This is a genomic window from Alkalimonas mucilaginosa (assembly GCF_036327005.1).
Classification (GTDB): domain Bacteria; phylum Pseudomonadota; class Gammaproteobacteria; order Enterobacterales; family Alteromonadaceae; genus Alkalimonas; species Alkalimonas mucilaginosa.
The window spans coordinates 194,097-210,187 of record NZ_JAUGZK010000003.1; the positions used below are offsets into that span (position 1 = coordinate 194,097).

Genomic DNA, 16,091 nt, shown 5'->3' on the forward strand with positions numbered 1-16,091 from the left:
TTAGAGATAAAGTAACAACCTGTCATAATACGTTTTGGTAGTAGTTAATGCTGTATCCAATGCCACTAGATCTGGTCATCAACCGCCACTTTGTCGGCGGCTATTACTTCCACCAAGCGGTAATGGTACAAACTGGCATCGGCCGGCACGGTTTCGGGGGTAAAGCGCTGTTCCCGTTCAATCAGCAGTTGGTACTGATAACCGGGTACAAAGTCGAAGCCTTCGATGCTCTGGTAGAAAAACGAGCCATCCACCACCAGGCAGCGCATCGGTGCCACACCAACACAGTCTTGCTGGTAGGGCCCAACCGTAACGGTATAACGTTCTGCCAGCGGCAGGTTTGTCTCGGGCTTGTCAGCACTGCCACAGCTCGCCAGTAGCAGGCCGCACAACAATCCAGGAATGATTCTCATGTTAGATTCCTTCTTTATTTGATTATGTGACTTTAACTTGTTCTGCATCGATAGGTCCTATTGCCGTAATCAAGTCCTTATCGGTGCCAAGCCCAAGCTGATAGGCTTCCCCTAGCTTTCCGGCAGCAAACATGGAGCCAGTCAGGTATTCATCGTTCAGGTAATCAAAACCAAGTTTTTGCAGCTCAACATCCCTGACATAAAAAAGCCGCAGACTCGCCAAGACATGGGCACTGGTAGTATTCCCAAGCTCTGCGCCATACTCAAAATATGGGATGGCTTTATCAACATTGGGCGCAGCCCCGGCCAAACCATCCATATAGCATTCACCAAAACTAAAGGCCATTTGGGCCTTTAGCCAGCCAGTTGGCATATTCCATTCTTGATGAGTGGGAGCGTTTTCGAAGAGTTCACTGCGCACTCGGAACACAATGATTACTGTCTATCTAGCCAATACAAAGGTTTACGGCTTTGATGCATGTCTGCAAGAACAAAACATGTGTTTTTATCAGGTTTGTACACTACTGCATAAGGAAACTTTGTAAGCACAAAGCGGCGAGTATTTTTGCTCAACTTAGGCCAAGTGGTTGGCAACTGCTTGATAAATTTATAAGCAGATTCCAGTTCAGTGATAAAATCATCACCCAACCCAGTTGCTTGCTCTTCGTACCAAGTATAGGCTGCTTGCACTTCCGACAAGACAGATGGGTGAAATATCAGCTCCGTCATGGAACTTATTTAAGCTTACTTTTGATTTCATCCCAGGAAATGCCCTGAACCTTGCCTGTTTCAAGTTCTTCCAGGCGCTGCTCAGCTACCAGGCTCCAGCTAGCATCCACATCGTCATCCTGCGTTTTTTCAAGGCTTGAAATCAGACAATGAGCCAGCAAGGCTCTATCATTGGCGGAAAGTTCTTTGGTAACTTCAATTAACTGCTCAAGAGTTACACTCATAGGGAAAGCACTCCATCAATACGTAAACCGAGTTTAGCATGCTCAAAGCTTTCTGCCGACAAGTTGCCCGATACTTTCCCACCGTTGTTCACCACAGAAGCTGTTAAGTGAAAAAAAAACCGGCCCTTGCGGAGCCGGTTTTTGGGTTTGTTTACGCCTTGAGGCTTAGAACTCGCGGCTGTTTTGCAGCGCAGCGATGCGCTTTTCCAGCGGTGGGTGCGACATAAAAAGTTCGGACTTCTTGCCGCCACCAGCAATACCGAAAGCAGCCATGCTGCCCTCTAACCGGCTTTCGTGGTTGTGCTGCAGGCGCTTTAAAGCGGCGACCATCTTATTGGCGCCTTCTAAGCGAGCGGCACCGGCGTCGGCACGGTATTCACGATGACGCGAGAACCACATCACCACAATACTGGCCAGTACGCCAAATAACATTTCCAGCACGATCACGATACCAAAGTACGCAATAGTGCCCATTTGCTGGTTATTCTGCCGGATAATGCCGGCAATAAAACGCGCCAGGAAAATAACAAAGGTATTGACCACACCCTGGATCAGCGTCAGCGTGACCATATCGCCGTTGGCAATGTGGGACACCTCGTGCGCCAATACAGCTTCCACTTCGTCTTCACGCATATTACGCAACAAGCCGGTAGACACCGCTACCAGGGCGTCGTTGCGTTTCATGCCAGTGGCAAAGGCATTCATCTCCGGCGAGTCGTAAATCGCGACTTCCGGCATACCTATGCCTGCTTTACGGGCCTGGCGGGCTACCGTATCCACCAGCCATTTCTCAGTCGCATTACGCGGTTGCTGGATTACCACAGCGCCAGTAGAGCGCTTGGCCATCCATTTGGACATTGCCAGCGAGATAAAGGAGCCACCAAAACCAAACACAGCAGCAAATACCAGCAAGCCGCCGATACCGGAACGATCAATATTAAACACACTGAATATAATGGACAACGCAATGCCCAGGACAAAAAGAACAGCCAGGTTCGTCAGCAAAAATAAGAACACTCTTTTCATCGTGTACCTCAAAAGTAATTGAACTTTGTGTAATATAAGGGCATCGGCTGAATTTTCAATGAATACACGACCAAGACCCCGGCAAAAGAGTGTAAGCAAAGTTGTCAGGATGGGCCGGCTTTCGTAGACTAAGCCGCACTTTGCAACAGACACCCACGGAGATCCCGATGCAACTTCTTGCCCTGAGCAGTTCCAAAGTCAATAACAGCGACTACCTGACACCTTACCTGGACTGGATGAGCCAGCACCTGTCCGGCTGCAGCCGCTTGCTGTTTGTGCCTTATGCCGGTGTCAGCATTGATTTTGATGCCTATCAGGCCAAAGTGGCTGCGGCACTGGCCCAGCTTGGTATTACGGTCGATAGCCTGCATCGGTTTGACAACCCGGCCAACGCCATCGAGCAAGCTGAAGCGATTCTGGTAGGAGGCGGCAATACCTTTGCCTTGCTGCAACGGCTGCAGCAGTTGAATTTACTGGATTTAATAAAAAAACGCGTAACCGAAGGGCTACCCTACATCGGCTGGAGCGCCGGTGCTAACCTGGCCGGCTTGAGCATTCGTACCACCAACGATATGCCGATTGTGCAGCCGGATTCATTCGATGCTTTGGGCTTATTGCCGTTTCAACTAAACCCACATTACACCGACCAGCACCCGGCCGATTTTCATGGCGAAACCCGCGATATGCGCCTGGCAGAGTTTATGGTGTTAGAGCCTGAGATGCCGATCATTGCTTTACCGGAAGGCAGTGCTTTGTTGTATCAGGGGGAAGAGCTCACTGTACTCGGTGAGCCGGGCGCTTATCAGTTTAAAGGCGGCCATAAATCCCACCTGGCAGCAGGTAGCGAGCTATCGGCGTTACTTTAGCTTTAATACGTTCATTAAGGCGCCAGCCAGTTGCTGCTGCAGCAACGAGCTGGCCCCTGCTGGCTGGTATGGCAACACGCCCAAACAAGGCGCCGGGATGCGCTGCTGCAAATCGGCAATATTTTCCTGTTGCAGTTGCATCGCCGGATCGACGCCATTGGCGACCCAGCCGAGCAAGCGCAGACCAGAGCGCTCGATTTCGCGTACTGTCAGCATGGCATGATTCAAACAACCCAGCTTCATCCCTACCACCAACAGCACTGGCAATTGCTGCTCTATCACCCAATCGGCCAGGTAACGCGTAGCCGATAACGGCAATAGCCAGCCACCAGCCCCTTCCACCAACACCCACTCAGCTTGCTGCTGTAAGGCGCTAAGCTGCTGGCTAAGCACTGTTTCATCCAATGGCTGCTGTTCGATTGCAGCAGCAAGATGCGGCGCTACCGCCGCTTCCAGCAAGATCGGATTGATGGCCGCATAATCCAGTAGCACCGAGCTGGCTTGTTGCAGCGCCAGCGCATCCGGGTTTTTACCACTGGCATCCACCCCGGCGGCGATTGGTTTGGCACCAATGGCGCTAAAACCAGCCTGGTTTAAGCCCTGCAATAAAGCGGTGCTGACATAAGTTTTGCCAGCATCGGTGTCGGTGCCGGTGACAAAGAAACTGGCCATCAGCGCTTAACTCCGGTGAGATAAGCCACCTGATAGCTGGCCACTATTGTTTTGGTAGCGGTCTCTGCAGCGCCGTTTTCTAACAGCTCTGTTTGCCCACTGCCAACCCCTTTTGGGTAGGCCTGCTGCAACTGCTGCCAGTAGCTGCGTCCGGTAAGGCCTTTGCGGGTTTTATCCGGCACATAGTTGGCTCCCAGAGATTTCAGCTCCCGGCCAAGCGCCAGCACATCCGGATAGCTAAGTTGCACGGTTTCTATTTGCAATTGCCAGTCCATGGTAGGTGCCCCCTGCTGCATCGCCAGCAGCAGCGCATCGGCTGTCAGAAACTGATTCACATGCGGCGTCAGCTCAAGCGCTAAAAAGGCCTGACGAAACTCAGCCAGAGTACCCTGCAGCAAGGTGCTCAGGAAAACCTTACCACCGCTTTGCAGCACGCGTTCAAGCTCTGCCGCAACCCTGGATGGCTTGGGGCACCACTGCAGCATTAAATTGGAGATGACGTTTTGCACCGAGGCCGCTGCCAGTGGTAAAGCCTCGGCATCGGCCTGAATGTATTCTTTCGCCAGCGCCAGCTGCTGTGCCTGTTGCAGCATGCCGGCACTTAAATCAACCGCCAGCAGTTGCTGGCAGCGCTGGACCAGCTCCGGGTGCAGCCAGGCCGGGCCACAGCCCAGATCCAGCAGGTTGCCCTGTGGTGCCACCGGCAATGCATCAAGTAACGCATAACCAGTTAAGCGCTGCAAACGGGCCGCGTTACTGTAGCTTTGGCAGGCTTTGCCAAAATGGCGGGCAATGGCTTGCGCCTGAACAGACATCAAAACAGCTCCTGCAATGCAGCCACCAGGGTACGGATATGCTCTGGCTGATGGGCCGCGCTTAAAGTAATTCGAAGCCGGGCTTTGCCGGCAGCAACGGTTGGTGGCCGGATGGCCGTTAACCAGATGCCCTTCTCTTTTAGAGCCTGACTGAGCACCAGACAGCGACCGGCATCGCCTACCAGTACCGGCTGAATGGCCGAGCCGGAAGCCACTAAGGGCAAACCGGCTGCTTGTGCCAACTGCTGAAACAGGCCAAGATGCTGCTGCAAGCGCTCACGCCGCCAGTCATCCTGCCGGCACAGTTGCACCGCTTTCTGCTGCGCCCAACAGAGCGCCGGCGATAACGCCGTGCTGTAGATGTAATGACGGCCGAACTGGCGCAGGTAATCAATCACAGTGGCAGAGGCGGCAATAAAACCACCCGAGCCACCCAGGGCTTTGCCAAAATTCGCCATCAGGGCCTGCAACTGCTCGGGTACCAACCTCTGCTGTTGCCAGCTACCTCGCCCCTCAGCACCAAAAACGCCCAGGCCATGCGCATCATCCAGCAGCAACGGGGCCTGATGCCGTGCACAGAGAGCGGCCATCCCAGCCAGATCGGGGCTGTCCCCATCCATGCTGAAGACCCCTTCCGTCACCACCACCGATTTACCGGTAGCCTGTTGGCTCAGCAGCTGATGTAACGACGTCAGATCATTGTGCAAGAAACGCTTAAACCCCCCGGCATGATGTTTGGCCGCATCAATCAGCGAGGCATGGCTTAACTTATCCAGCAGGATGCGCTCATCTTGCGCTGCCAGGGTTTGTAGCATCGTCTGATTGGCGGCAAAACCAGAGCTGAACAGCAGCACCTCATCAAAGCCCAGCCAGTCACAGAGCGCATCGCTAAGCACCTGATGCGCATACTGATGCCCGGTCACCAAAGGCGAACCGGTACTGCCAATACCAAAACGGGCGGCTCCCTCGGTCAGTGCTGCCAGTACGGCAGGATCCTGCGCCAGCCCGAGGTAATCGTTGCCGGAAAAGTTCAGATAGTCTTTGCCCTGCACCCGCACCATGCCATCCGGCAATGGCTGCATGGCGAACTGGTTACGGTGCAATTGCTGCTGCCGGCGCTCACTAAGCGCCTGCTGCATGCTGGCCAGGTCCATCGGTATTAACCTGCAGCGTGATACAGCGGCGTCTGCTGCTGTTCTTTGATGGCATCCGCCAGTGCCAGGGCATGGGCTTCGTCCGACACATCCTGACGCTGCTCCGGCCGAATGCCAAGCTTGGCAAACAATTGCATATCGGCATCGGCTTCCGGGTTGTCGGTGGTGAGCAGCTTATCGCCGTAGAAAATCGAGTTGGCACCGGCCATAAAGCACAGCGCCTGCATTTGCTCGTTCATCCGGCTGCGACCAGCGGATAACCGCACATGGCTGGCTGGCATCATAATGCGGGCCACGGCAATGGCGCGGATAAACTCAAAAGCATCCATATCCTCGACAGCTTCCAGCGGTGTGCCCTGCACTTTCACCAACATATTGATCGGCACACTCTCCGGATGCTCCGGTAAATTAGCCAGCTGCATCAGCAAGGCCGAGCGATCATTGGCCGACTCGCCCATGCCAAGAATACCGCCACAGCAGACTTTCATGCCGGCATCGCGCACATGCTGCAGAGTATCCAGCCGGTCCTGATAAGTGCGGGTGGTAATGATTTCACCGTAAAACTCCGGCGAGGTATCCAGATTGTGGTTGTAGTAATCCAGGCCGGCAGAGGCCAGGCTTTGCGCCTGCTCGGGGTCAATCATGCCAAGCGTCATGCAGGTTTCCAGCCCCATCGACTTCACACCACGGACCATTTCAATCAGGTACGGCATATCCCGCTGCTTCGGGTTGCTCCAGGCTGCGCCCATGCAAAAGCGGGTGGCACCTTTCTCTTTAGCCGCCTGAGCCTGGCGCAGTACTTTTTCCACTTCCAGCAGGCGCTCACGCTCCAGGCCGGTGTTGTAATGGCCGCTTTGCGGGCAGTACTTGCAGTCTTCGGCGCAGGCACCGGTTTTAATCGACAACAAGGTGCTGACCTGCACCTCGTTCGGGGTAAAATGCTGGCGATGCACTGTTTGGGCCTGAAAGACCAGATCATTAAACGGCAAGGCGAACAGAGCATTGACTTCGGCTAGGCTCCAGTCGTGACGAATGGCTGTAGACATGAGGATCCCTGTTTGGATTGTGGTTCGGGTTATTTTTCGCTAGTCTAGCCGCCAACCCTGACTTGTCAATCTGATTTGCACACACAACTTTACTGATGGTTATTTTATGAGCATTGATTTAGCCTTTGACCGGCAGCATATCTGGCACCCCTATACCTCGATGATCGATCCACTGCCGGTGTATCCGGTGGTGGCCGCCGAAGGCTGTGAGCTGATTCTGGAAAATGGCCAGCGGCTGGTGGATGGCACCGCCTCTTGGTGGTCGGCAGTGCATGGCTACCGCCACCCGGTGCTGGATCAGGCAGTCACCGACCAGCTTGGCCAGATGGCCCATGTGATGTTTGGCGGCATTACCCATCCGCAGGCAGTGACACTGTGCCAACAGCTGCTGGCCATGACACCGCCGGCGTTAAACAAAGTCTTTCTGGCCGACAGCGGCTCGATTGCGGTGGAAGTAGCCATTAAAATGGCGCTGCAGTACTGGCAGGGCATCGGCCACAGACAAAAAACCGAGCTGATTAGCCTGCGTAAGGGCTACCATGGCGATACCTTTGCCGCCATGGCGGTGTGCGATCCGGTCGATAGCATGCACAGCATGTTCAGCAAACTGCTGCCGCAGCATCATTTTCTACCGGCCCCGGACAGTCCGTACCACAGCGAATTCCGGCCAGAGAGCCTAAAGCCCTTGCAACAACTGCTAGAGCAGCGCCATCAGTACATTGCCGCCCTGATCCTGGAGCCCATCGTGCAAGGCTATGGCGGCATGCGTTTTTACCACCCCGACTATCTGGCGGGATGTCGCGCCTTGTGCGATGAGTTTGAAGTACTGCTGATTGCCGATGAAATTGCCACCGGCTTTGGCCGCACCGGCAGTCTGTTTGCCTGTGAACAAGCCAAGATCACCGCCGATATTCTGTGCCTGGGCAAAGCCTTAACCGGCGGTTACATGACGATGGCCGCTACCCTCTGTACCGATCAGGTGGCGCTTGGTGTTAGTCAGAGCGAGGCAGGTGGCCTGATGCATGGCCCGACCTTTATGGCCAACCCGCTGGCCTGTGCGGTGGCCAATGCCAGTATCGGTTTGATCCGTACCGGTGACTGGCAAGCGCAGGTCGCAGCGATTGAAACTCAGCTAAAAGCCGAATTAGCCCCCTGCCAGGCCTCGCCTTTGGTAAAAGAAGTGCGGGTACTGGGAGCCATCGGTGTGCTGGAGATGCACCACCCTGTGGATGTAGCCAAGCTGCAACAGCATTTTGTCGGTGATGGGGTTTGGATCCGGCCTTTTAACCGGCTGATTTATCTGATGCCGCCCTTTATTATCAGCGAGGAGCAAATCAGCCGCTTGTGCTGGTCGATGCGTCGTACGGTTGGGGTCTGAACGAATGTCGATGAATGCTACAGGCGAAGCAGGTAAAGCCCCAGCGCAATGGACGCCAGCAACAGCAATACCAGATTAAAATGCAGCCGGTCGTCTTTACGGCGTAAGCGCAGCCGGTTGAGCACCAGGCTAATGGCACTAAGCAGCGCCGTGCCATACAGCATGGCCTGCAACCAGTTGGTTAGCACCGGGTGCCAGTCGCCTCGCACTTCAATATCCCAGTAGCGCACCAGGCCGGTATCCATTTCCGGCCGGGCAAAATGCACCAGTAACAAGGCCAGAATAAAAAGTACCCACGCCAGCACCGCCAGCCAGGCAAACAACTGGCGCACCAGATCCGGCCCCTGACGACGATCATTTTTAAATGCACTGTGCTCTGTGGTCATATTCGCGCTAAAAACCTAAGTTTTACTTGTGTTCAGTCACTGCGTCAGTATCATTACATGTCTTATTGATTTGACCAAGTTTAACCGCCAGGTTTCCAATTTTACACGGAGCTTTCAAGCATGTCCGATGCTGTGATTCATGATGTTTTAAGTGGTCGCTACGCTGTAGGCGATACCGTTACTGTCAAAGGCTGGGTCCGCACCAAGCGTGACTCCAAAGCCGGTATTTCTTTTGTCGCTGTGCACGATGGCAGCTGCTTTGATGCGGTGCAGGCGGTAGTACCGGCCGAGCTACCTAATTACGAAAGCGAAATCAAACGCCTGACTACTGCCTGCTCCGTGGTAGTGACAGGCACCATTGCCCGCTCTGAAGGTCAGGGCCAGCAGTTTGAAATTCAGGCCAGCTCGGTGGCCGTGATTGGCTGGGTGGAAAACCCGGATACTTACCCGATGGCGCCAAAACGCCACTCGATGGAGTACCTGCGTGAATTTGCCCATCTGCGGCCACGCACCAATATCCATGGCGCTGTAACCCGGGTACGCAACTGCCTGGCGCAAGCGGTACATCGTTTCTTTCATCAGCGCGGCTTTTACTGGATCAGCACCCCTATCATCACCGGCTCGGACACCGAAGGCGCTGGAGAAATGTTCCGGGTCAGCACGCTGGACCTGGAAAACCTGCCACGCACCGAGGCCGGCAAAGTAGATTACAGCAAAGATTTCTTTGACCGCGAGACCTTCCTGACCGTCTCCGGTCAGTTGAATGTAGAAACCTACTGCTGTGCTCTTTCCAAGGTGTACACCTTTGGCCCGACTTTCCGCGCCGAGAACTCCAATACCAGCCGCCACCTGGCCGAGTTCTGGATGATTGAACCGGAAGTGGCTTTTGCTGAACTGGCCGATGTGGCGCAGCTGGCCGAAGACATGCTGAAGTACGTGTTTAAAGCCGTGTTGGAAGAACGTGCCGATGACATGGCCTTTTTTGCCGAGCGGGTAGATAAAGACGCCATCAGCCGTTTGCAACAGATGGTGGACTCCAGCTTTGTGCGGATGGATTACACCGATGCCATCGAGATCCTGCAAAACTGCGGCAAGACCTTCAATTACCCGGTGGAATGGGGTATTGATTTGCAGTCCGAGCACGAGCGCTACCTGGCCGAAGAGCATGTGGGCGCACCCATTATTTTGCAAAACTACCCGAAAGACATCAAAGCCTTCTACATGCGCTTAAACGAAGATGGCAAGACGGTAGCAGCGATGGATATCCTGGCCCCCGGTATTGGTGAAATCATTGGCGGCAGTCAGCGCGAAGAGCGGCTCGACAAGCTGGATGAGCGACTGGCTGCGATGGGCCTGAACAAAGACGATTACGGCTGGTACCGCGATCTGCGCCGTTACGGCACCGTACCGCACTCAGGTTTTGGTTTGGGCTTTGAGCGCCTGGTCAGTTACGTGACCGGTATGGGCAATGTACGCGATGTGATCCCCTTTCCGCGCACCCCAGGCAACGCTGACTTCTAAGCCGTTGTCATTAGACCATAAACGAAACAGCCCCGCTAATGCGGGGCTGTTGCTTTTAAATCACTTTAAAATTCGGCAAAGAAGTCGGCCGGATCAAGGCCGGCACGAATACGGACTTCAGAGGCCGGTGTGCCCAAATATAAAAAGCCGACAATTTCATCGTCTTCGCCCAGCTCAAGCGACTGTTTGACAAACTCCATCTCGGCATACATGCCGCTGCGCCAAATACCCCCATAGCCCAGTGCAAAAGCCGCTTGCTGCATCGCCATCACCGAGCAGGCTGCTGACTGAATTTGCTCGTGCAAAGGTATTTTCGACTCGCTGTTGCAACGGGCAATGCAAACAATCACCATAGGTGCTCGCAGTGGCAGCTGGCGGGCTCGCTCCAGCAGATCATTGGAAATGGTGGGATCATCCTCAACCGCAGCTTCGGCGAAAATATCCCCTAAGCGCTCCAGTGAAGATCTGCCCTGCACTATCAAAAAGCGCCAGGGCCGCAAAGCACCATGATCCGGCACCCGCAGCGCGGCCTGCTTGATCAATTCCAGCGCTTCACCTTGAGGAGCTGGCTCAGTTAAACGCGGACAGGATTGCCGCGTAGTCAGTAGCGTGATCGCATCCATGATAAAACCCTTCTCAGAGCAAAAAAAGCGACAACTTAGAATAGCAACAAGGCTATCAGAAGTTTTTCAAGCTGCCTATGGCTTTATTGCGATTTCAGCGCAATCGCTTGGGAATTGATCAGAGCGCTTAGTATTGCTGCAAAGCCGCCTGATACAACAGCTCGTATTGCTGACAAGCTTGCTGCCAACTAAAGCACTGCGCCATTGCGCGTTGTTGCATCGCCTGATATAGCGCCTGGTCCTGATAAATAGCATCGGTTTGTTGCAAAGCTTGCAGTAAGGCAGCCGCATTCGCTTGCTCGAAATGGATGCCGGTACAATCGGCTTCAGGGTAAGGCACTACAGTGTCTTTCAGGCCCCCGGTAGCACGCACCAAGGGCAAGGTACCATAACGTAAACTATAAATTTGGTTCAGCCCACAAGGCTCAAACAATGAAGGCATCAGAAAAAAGTCACCAGCCGCTTCAATTTTATGCGCCATCGCTTCATCAAAGCCCATCACAAAGCTCATCTGGCCTTTAAAGCGCGCAGCCAATGCAAATAAAGCCTCGGTGTAGTGCCGCTCACCGGTCCCCATAATCAGCACCTGAGAGTCGGTGGTGGGCAGCCATTGCGCCAGTGCCGGTAGCAAATAATCGAAGCCTTTTTGGCCGGTAATGCGGCTTACCGCTACATACAACGGAACTGCTTTGTCGGGCAATTGATGATGTTGCCGCAACCAGGTTTTGCAACTTGCCTTGCCAGTCAGATCCGGCCAATCGTAATGGGCTGCTAAGTGAACGTCCCGGCCAGGATGCCATAACTGGTAATCACAGCCATTTAAAATACCGCTAAAGTCGGTCTGGCGCTGCTGATACAACCAAGCCAGTCCATTGCCTGCCGGCTCTGACAGCAGTTCATCCCGATAGCCACTACTGACGGTGTTGATTTTGCTGGCACTGACGATGCCTTGTTGCAGCAGATTGACCGGACTGCTGGATGCTGGCAGCTCCAGTTGTTTCGCCCAGTCGGATGCGACCACTTCCTGATAAGCACCATTATGAATGGTAAAAACGAAACGACTGCCGGAAAAGAAATCATCCTGCGCTTGCTCATGCTGTAAATAGACACCAGCCAACGCCGTTTGCCAATCGTGGCCATGGATAATATCCGGGCAAAAACCCCGCTCCTGACACCAGGCAAGCGCAGCCTTGCAAAAGAAAGCGAAACGCAGCGGATTATCGGCATAGCCATATTCTCCATCGTCGTATGGCCGTATGCGCTGAAAAAACTCATGATGCTCTACCAGACCAATGGCAACGCCATCCAGCGTTAGCTGTCGGACAGCACAGCCAAATGTACGACCGCCCAGAGATACATAGACCGATTGCCAATCCCTGGTTTCAAATGCATACAAGCTGGCATAACGCGGCACTAACACCATCACCTCATGCCCGGCCTCGACCAGAGCTTTGGTCAGGCCACGGCAGGCATCTGCCAGACCGCCGGTTTTAATGAGGCCTTCATACTCACTGCATAACATCAAAATACGCATTCAATGAACCTTTGTTGTTGTTCAATCCTGGCTTAATCAAAGCCAACCCGGGCTCCTTTGGGGATCACAATAACGCCTTCTTCCGACACATGAAAGCGCTGTTTATCCAGGTTCACATCTTCGCCAATCACTGTATTCGGCGCTATCTTGACATCTTTATCAATGATAGCACGACGGATGCGACAGCCCCGCCCTATATCGTTGTTGCCCATCAGCACACACTTTTCAATGTAGGCATGACTGTGCACATGCACGTTGTAACCCAGGATCGAATGGTACACGATGGAACCACTGATAATACAACCTGAAGACACCATAGAGCTAATCGCCTGACCAGTACGGTTGGTTTCATCATGCACAAATTTAGCCGGCGGCATCGGAGGCGTATAGCTACGTAGCGGCCAATACCGGTTGTACAAATCAAAAGGCGGAATCACCGCAATCAAATCCATATTGGCTTCGTAGTAGGAGTCGAGCGTGCCAACATCGCGCCAGTAACCGCGGGAGATATCTTGTTCACCACGAATGCTGTTGCTGGAAAAATCATACACATAGACGTCGCCAGACGGATAGAGTCTGGGAATAATGTTTTTACCAAAATCATGACTGGACGCCGGATCGGCAGCATCGGTTTCCAGACACTCGATCAGGCAGTCTTTTTCGAAAATATAATTGCCCATCGAAGCCAACACGTAATCAGGCCGGCCAGGTATCGTTTTTGGATTGCTAAGTGGTTTTTCTTCGAAACCAATCATTTTACCGCTGGCATCTACTTCTATCACACCGAAGTGATGGGCATCAGCGACCGGCACAGGAATGGCTGCAACCGTCATGCTGGCATTGTTTTGACGGTGAAAATCCAGCATTTGCCGCACATCCATTTTGTAGATGTGATCACCACCGAAAATACAGACCTCTTCCGGATCCAGGCCATGGATCAAGTGCAGATTTTGGTACACCGCATCGGCAGTGCCCAGATACCAATGCTTGCCGGTTTGCATCTGAGCGGGTATTGGATCAATAAAGCGGTTGGTTAAACCCGAGACGCGCCAGGCCCGCCCCAGATGCTTCATCAGGGAGTGTGATTTGAACTGGGTAATCACAAAAATCTGCAGAAAATCAGAGTTCACAAAGTTATTCAGTACAAAGTCTATAATGCGGTAATTGCCACCGAAAGGCACCGCAGGTTTGGCGCGGATACCCGTTAATGGCGCCAACCGAGTTCCTTCACCACCGGCTAAAATCATGGTTAACACACCTGACATACCAACTCCCTGTGAATCAAAAAATAATGATAGTGATGTTTCGATCTTTGTAATGCAAGGTAAAGGCCATTGTGAAGTCATGCCCTGGCAAAGCTGCATTCGTATGCAACAGGTTATGACGCCAGTATGGCGATAGCATGACAAAGGCACCAATATGGAGCAAAAAATAGCTGGCGCCACACTCATTTAGTGCAAAAAAAGCACAAGCTGGTTTCAGGCTAGCAAAGCTTTGCATCAGCGACAAGAGATTCAGGAAGGAAAGGAGCAGATATCCCCTTGCTGGTGCAACCAGCAAGGGGGATGAAACAGAAACTAAATACGGGCAGCCAATTCAGCACCCTGCCGGATGGCTCTTTTGGCATCCAATTCAGCAGCAACATCCGCGCCACCAATCAGATGCACCGGCAAACCAACATCCTGCAGTCCGGCTTGCAGCTCACGCAAAGGCATTTGTCCGGCGCAAATAATGACATTATCTACTTGCAGACACCGCTCCTCACCTGCAATTTCAATCCAAAGACCATGATCATCAATCTTACGGTATTGCACACCAGCAATACTTTCTACCCCTTTACTTTTAAGCGAGGCGCGGTGCGCCCAGCCGGATGTTTTGCCAAGGCCTGCACCCACTTTGCTGCTTTTGCGTTGCAGCAAATAGATTTTGCGCAATGCAGGTTCAGGCCGATGCTCTGGCAACAAAGCACCACGTGCCTGGTAGGCTTTATCAACGCCCCACTCTTTGAGCCAGGCATCTGGTTGCAGCGTCAGGGAATGGTTCTCGGTCAGATACTCGGCCACATCAAAACCAATGCCGCCAGCGCCAATAATAGCTACATTCTTACCGACCGCTTTGTGATCACGCAATACATCCAGATAGCTGAGTACCATCGGGTGCTCAATGCCTTCAATATCGACAGGCCTTGGTACAATACCGGTCGCAAGGATCACTTCATCAAACCCAGCTTGCTGCAGAGAGTCTACACTCTGTTCGCTGTTTAAGCGCAGTTCAATATGATGCAGTTCCAGCATCCGGCCAAAATAACGCAGGGTTTCATAAAATTCTTCTTTACCAGGAATTTGCTTGGCGTAGTTAAACTGACCACCTATCTGATGCGATTTATCAAATAAGGTCACCTTATGACCACGCTGCGCCGCATAGACACTAAAGGCAAGGCCAGCCGGACCGGCACCGACCACCGCCAATTTTTTAGGTGTAGCTGCAGACTCGAAATTCAGTTCGGTTTCATAACAAGCCCGCGGATTGACTAAGCAGCTGGCGCGCTTTTTCTGAAACACGTGATCAAGGCAGGCCTGGTTGCAGGCAATGCAGGTATTGATTTCATCGGCTTTATTAGCGGCAGCTTTATTGACAAAATCTGCATCGGCTAAAAATGGCCGTGCCATACACACCATATCCGCCTGACCATTGGCCAGGATATCTTCGGCTACCTGCGGTGTATTGATACGGTTGGTCGCCATGATTGGGATAGTAATTTCCTGACGAACCCGCTCTGTGATCCAACTAAAAGCAGCCCGGGGCACCCGGGTGGTGATGGTTGGGATCCTCGCTTCATGCCAGCCAATGCCGGTATTGATGATGCTGACACCTGCGGCAGATACAGCTTTGGCAAGTTCTACCACTTCCTCGTAGCTATTGCCGTCTTCTACCAGATCCAACATGGAAAGACGATAGACAATAATAAAATCGTCCCCACACCGCTCACGCACTGCTTTAATGGTTTCCAATGGGAAGCGGATGCGGTTGGCAAAATCGCCCCCCCATTCATCAGTGCGTTGATTGGTCCGCTGACAAATAAACTGGTTAATGAGGTAGCCTTCAGAGCCCATGATTTCCACCCCATCGTAACCAGCCTTTTTCGCCAGCTCTGCCGCCTTAGCAAAATCACGGATGGTGCTTTTAATTTGCCGGCCGGACATTTCGGATGGGGTAAAAGGGGTAATAGGTGATTTGATTTTACTGGGAGCTACATTAAAAGGATGATAGCCATAGCGACCTGCATGCAACAACTGCAAACAAATTTTGGCCCCATGAGCATGCACTGCCTGGGTGACTTCAGTATGCTTTTTTGCTTGCCAGCCAAAGCTAAGCTGGCTACCAAAAGGCACCAGATTGCCCCGGAAATTCGGGCTAATGCCCCCTGTAATGATAAGACCAACCCCTCCTTTAGCACGCTCAGCATAAAATGCAGCAAGTTTACTAAAGCCGTTTTTTTCTTCCTCAAGGCCAGTATGCATGGACCCCATAACTACGCGGTTGCGCAGCTGTGTAAAACCCAAATCCAAAGGCTGTAATAAATATTGGTAAGCCACATCGCCCTCTCTGGTCATACCTGTTAACTTGTCCGTTAGAGGGTAGCTGTTTTACCCCAGATACGCAATATGTACATTTACTTACAAATTGCAGTTATCTTTAGTGCT

At 52.7% G+C, this 16,091-nt stretch carries 17 protein-coding genes; 3 read left to right on the forward strand and 14 right to left on the reverse strand.

Going from position 1 to position 16,091, the window contains the following annotated elements:
* Window positions 1–65: 65 nt before the first annotated feature.
* The 5 genes from QWF21_RS05305 to htpX all read right to left on the reverse strand — a co-directional run bounded on the left by QWF21_RS05305 (window position 66) and on the right by htpX (window position 2,392).
* A complete protein-coding gene (locus QWF21_RS05305) occupies window positions 66–413 on the reverse strand; it encodes a DUF4377 domain-containing protein (RefSeq protein WP_330087010.1) in 348 nt (115 codons plus the stop codon).
* Window positions 414–435: 22 nt separating this feature from the next.
* Window positions 436–786, reverse strand: a complete 351-nt coding sequence (locus tag QWF21_RS05310; protein WP_330087011.1) for an SEL1-like repeat protein — start codon at window positions 784–786, stop codon at window positions 436–438.
* Between the two features lie 62 nt (window positions 787–848).
* Entirely contained in the window at window positions 849–1,142 is a 294-nt protein-coding gene (locus QWF21_RS05315) for a type II toxin-antitoxin system RelE/ParE family toxin (RefSeq protein ID WP_330087012.1), read from the reverse strand.
* A gap of 5 nt (window positions 1,143–1,147) precedes the next feature.
* Window positions 1,148–1,366: an addiction module protein gene (locus QWF21_RS05320; protein WP_330087013.1), complete on the reverse strand. Its 219-nt coding sequence runs from the start codon at window positions 1,364–1,366 to the stop codon at window positions 1,148–1,150.
* Window positions 1,367–1,531: 165 nt separating this feature from the next.
* Window positions 1,532–2,392, reverse strand: a complete 861-nt coding sequence (gene htpX / locus QWF21_RS05325) for a protease HtpX (RefSeq protein ID WP_330087014.1) — start codon at window positions 2,390–2,392, stop codon at window positions 1,532–1,534.
* A 167-nt stretch (window positions 2,393–2,559) separates the two neighbouring features.
* Between htpX and pepE the strand changes: the two genes are divergently transcribed.
* Window positions 2,560–3,258, forward strand: a complete 699-nt coding sequence (gene pepE / locus QWF21_RS05330; protein ID WP_330087015.1) for a dipeptidase PepE — start codon at window positions 2,560–2,562, stop codon at window positions 3,256–3,258.
* On the opposite strand, the gene bioD is transcribed toward pepE, so the two are convergent.
* Genes bioD through bioB form a run of 4 tightly spaced genes read right to left on the reverse strand, consistent with a single transcriptional unit; the run spans window position 3,250 to window position 6,945 of the window.
* Entirely contained in the window at window positions 3,250–3,930 is a 681-nt protein-coding gene (gene bioD, locus QWF21_RS05335) for a dethiobiotin synthase (RefSeq protein WP_330087016.1), read from the reverse strand. The genes pepE and bioD overlap by 9 nt on opposite strands.
* Complete coding sequence (locus tag QWF21_RS05340) at window positions 3,930–4,745, reverse strand: methyltransferase domain-containing protein (RefSeq protein ID WP_330087017.1); 816 nt, start codon at window positions 4,743–4,745, stop codon at window positions 3,930–3,932. The genes bioD and QWF21_RS05340 overlap by 1 nt, the downstream gene beginning before the upstream one ends.
* Window positions 4,745–5,899: an aminotransferase class I/II-fold pyridoxal phosphate-dependent enzyme gene (locus QWF21_RS05345; RefSeq protein WP_330087018.1), complete on the reverse strand. Its 1,155-nt coding sequence runs from the start codon at window positions 5,897–5,899 to the stop codon at window positions 4,745–4,747. The genes QWF21_RS05340 and QWF21_RS05345 overlap by 1 nt, the downstream gene beginning before the upstream one ends.
* A gap of 5 nt (window positions 5,900–5,904) precedes the next feature.
* Entirely contained in the window at window positions 5,905–6,945 is a 1,041-nt protein-coding gene (gene bioB / locus QWF21_RS05350) for a biotin synthase BioB (RefSeq protein WP_330087019.1), read from the reverse strand.
* Between the two features lie 106 nt (window positions 6,946–7,051).
* Here bioB and bioA point away from each other — a divergent pair, with 106 nt between their 5' ends.
* A complete protein-coding gene (bioA, locus tag QWF21_RS05355) occupies window positions 7,052–8,323 on the forward strand; it encodes an adenosylmethionine--8-amino-7-oxononanoate transaminase (RefSeq protein ID WP_330087020.1) in 1,272 nt (423 codons plus the stop codon).
* A gap of 17 nt (window positions 8,324–8,340) precedes the next feature.
* Here bioA and QWF21_RS05360 read toward each other — a convergent pair whose 3' ends face one another.
* On the reverse strand, window positions 8,341–8,709 hold the full coding sequence (locus QWF21_RS05360; protein ID WP_330087021.1) for a hypothetical protein: 369 nt from the start codon (window positions 8,707–8,709) through the stop codon (window positions 8,341–8,343).
* 120 nt (window positions 8,710–8,829) lie between these two features.
* Here QWF21_RS05360 and asnS point away from each other — a divergent pair, with 120 nt between their 5' ends.
* On the forward strand, window positions 8,830–10,230 hold the full coding sequence (asnS, locus tag QWF21_RS05365; protein ID WP_330087022.1) for an asparagine--tRNA ligase: 1,401 nt from the start codon (window positions 8,830–8,832) through the stop codon (window positions 10,228–10,230).
* A 65-nt stretch (window positions 10,231–10,295) separates the two neighbouring features.
* Here asnS and QWF21_RS05370 read toward each other — a convergent pair whose 3' ends face one another.
* The 4 genes from QWF21_RS05370 to QWF21_RS05385 form a co-directional block, all read right to left on the reverse strand.
* Window positions 10,296–10,853 (reverse strand): NAD(P)H nitroreductase, encoded by a 558-nt coding sequence (locus QWF21_RS05370; protein ID WP_330087023.1) that lies wholly within the window; start codon window positions 10,851–10,853, stop codon window positions 10,296–10,298.
* Between the two features lie 127 nt (window positions 10,854–10,980).
* Window positions 10,981–12,387 carry a glycogen synthase gene (locus QWF21_RS05375; protein ID WP_330087024.1) on the reverse strand — a complete coding sequence of 469 codons (1,407 nt, stop codon included), beginning with the start codon at window positions 12,385–12,387 and terminating at the stop codon, window positions 10,981–10,983.
* A 32-nt stretch (window positions 12,388–12,419) separates the two neighbouring features.
* Window positions 12,420–13,652 (reverse strand): glucose-1-phosphate adenylyltransferase, encoded by a 1,233-nt coding sequence (glgC, locus tag QWF21_RS05380; protein WP_330087025.1) that lies wholly within the window; start codon window positions 13,650–13,652, stop codon window positions 12,420–12,422.
* 312 nt (window positions 13,653–13,964) lie between these two features.
* The gene (locus QWF21_RS05385) at window positions 13,965–16,001 is read right to left on the reverse strand and encodes an NADPH-dependent 2,4-dienoyl-CoA reductase (RefSeq protein ID WP_330087026.1); all 2,037 of its coding nucleotides are present in this window, start codon (window positions 15,999–16,001) and stop codon (window positions 13,965–13,967) included.
* Window positions 16,002–16,091: the final 90 nt, after the last annotated feature.

Excerpts from the sequence above, each read along its gene's own strand:
- QWF21_RS05320 (WP_330087013.1), bottom strand. The coding sequence starts at position 1,366 with ATGAGTGTAACTCTTGAGCAGTTAATTGAAGTTACCAAAGAACTTTCC.
- bioA (WP_330087020.1), top strand. The coding sequence starts at position 7,052 with ATGAGCATTGATTTAGCCTTTGACCGGCAGCATATCTGGCACCCCTAT.
- QWF21_RS05370 (WP_330087023.1), bottom strand. The coding sequence starts at position 10,853 with ATGGATGCGATCACGCTACTGACTACGCGGCAATCCTGTCCGCGTTTA.
- bioD (WP_330087016.1), bottom strand. The coding sequence starts at position 3,930 with ATGGCCAGTTTCTTTGTCACCGGCACCGACACCGATGCTGGCAAAACT.
- QWF21_RS05340 (WP_330087017.1), bottom strand. The coding sequence starts at position 4,745 with ATGTCTGTTCAGGCGCAAGCCATTGCCCGCCATTTTGGCAAAGCCTGC.
- asnS (WP_330087022.1), top strand. The coding sequence starts at position 8,830 with ATGTCCGATGCTGTGATTCATGATGTTTTAAGTGGTCGCTACGCTGTA.
- QWF21_RS05315 (WP_330087012.1), bottom strand. The coding sequence starts at position 1,142 with ATGACGGAGCTGATATTTCACCCATCTGTCTTGTCGGAAGTGCAAGCA.
- glgC (WP_330087025.1), bottom strand. The coding sequence starts at position 13,652 with ATGTCAGGTGTGTTAACCATGATTTTAGCCGGTGGTGAAGGAACTCGG.
- htpX (WP_330087014.1), bottom strand. The coding sequence starts at position 2,392 with ATGAAAAGAGTGTTCTTATTTTTGCTGACGAACCTGGCTGTTCTTTTT.
- QWF21_RS05310 (WP_330087011.1), bottom strand. The coding sequence starts at position 786 with ATGCCAACTGGCTGGCTAAAGGCCCAAATGGCCTTTAGTTTTGGTGAA.
- QWF21_RS05345 (WP_330087018.1), bottom strand. The coding sequence starts at position 5,899 with ATGGACCTGGCCAGCATGCAGCAGGCGCTTAGTGAGCGCCGGCAGCAG.
- QWF21_RS05385 (WP_330087026.1), bottom strand. The coding sequence starts at position 16,001 with ATGACCAGAGAGGGCGATGTGGCTTACCAATATTTATTACAGCCTTTG.
- bioB (WP_330087019.1), bottom strand. The coding sequence starts at position 6,945 with ATGTCTACAGCCATTCGTCACGACTGGAGCCTAGCCGAAGTCAATGCT.
- QWF21_RS05360 (WP_330087021.1), bottom strand. The coding sequence starts at position 8,709 with ATGACCACAGAGCACAGTGCATTTAAAAATGATCGTCGTCAGGGGCCG.
- QWF21_RS05375 (WP_330087024.1), bottom strand. The coding sequence starts at position 12,387 with ATGCGTATTTTGATGTTATGCAGTGAGTATGAAGGCCTCATTAAAACC.
- QWF21_RS05305 (WP_330087010.1), bottom strand. The coding sequence starts at position 413 with ATGAGAATCATTCCTGGATTGTTGTGCGGCCTGCTACTGGCGAGCTGT.
- pepE (WP_330087015.1), top strand. The coding sequence starts at position 2,560 with ATGCAACTTCTTGCCCTGAGCAGTTCCAAAGTCAATAACAGCGACTAC.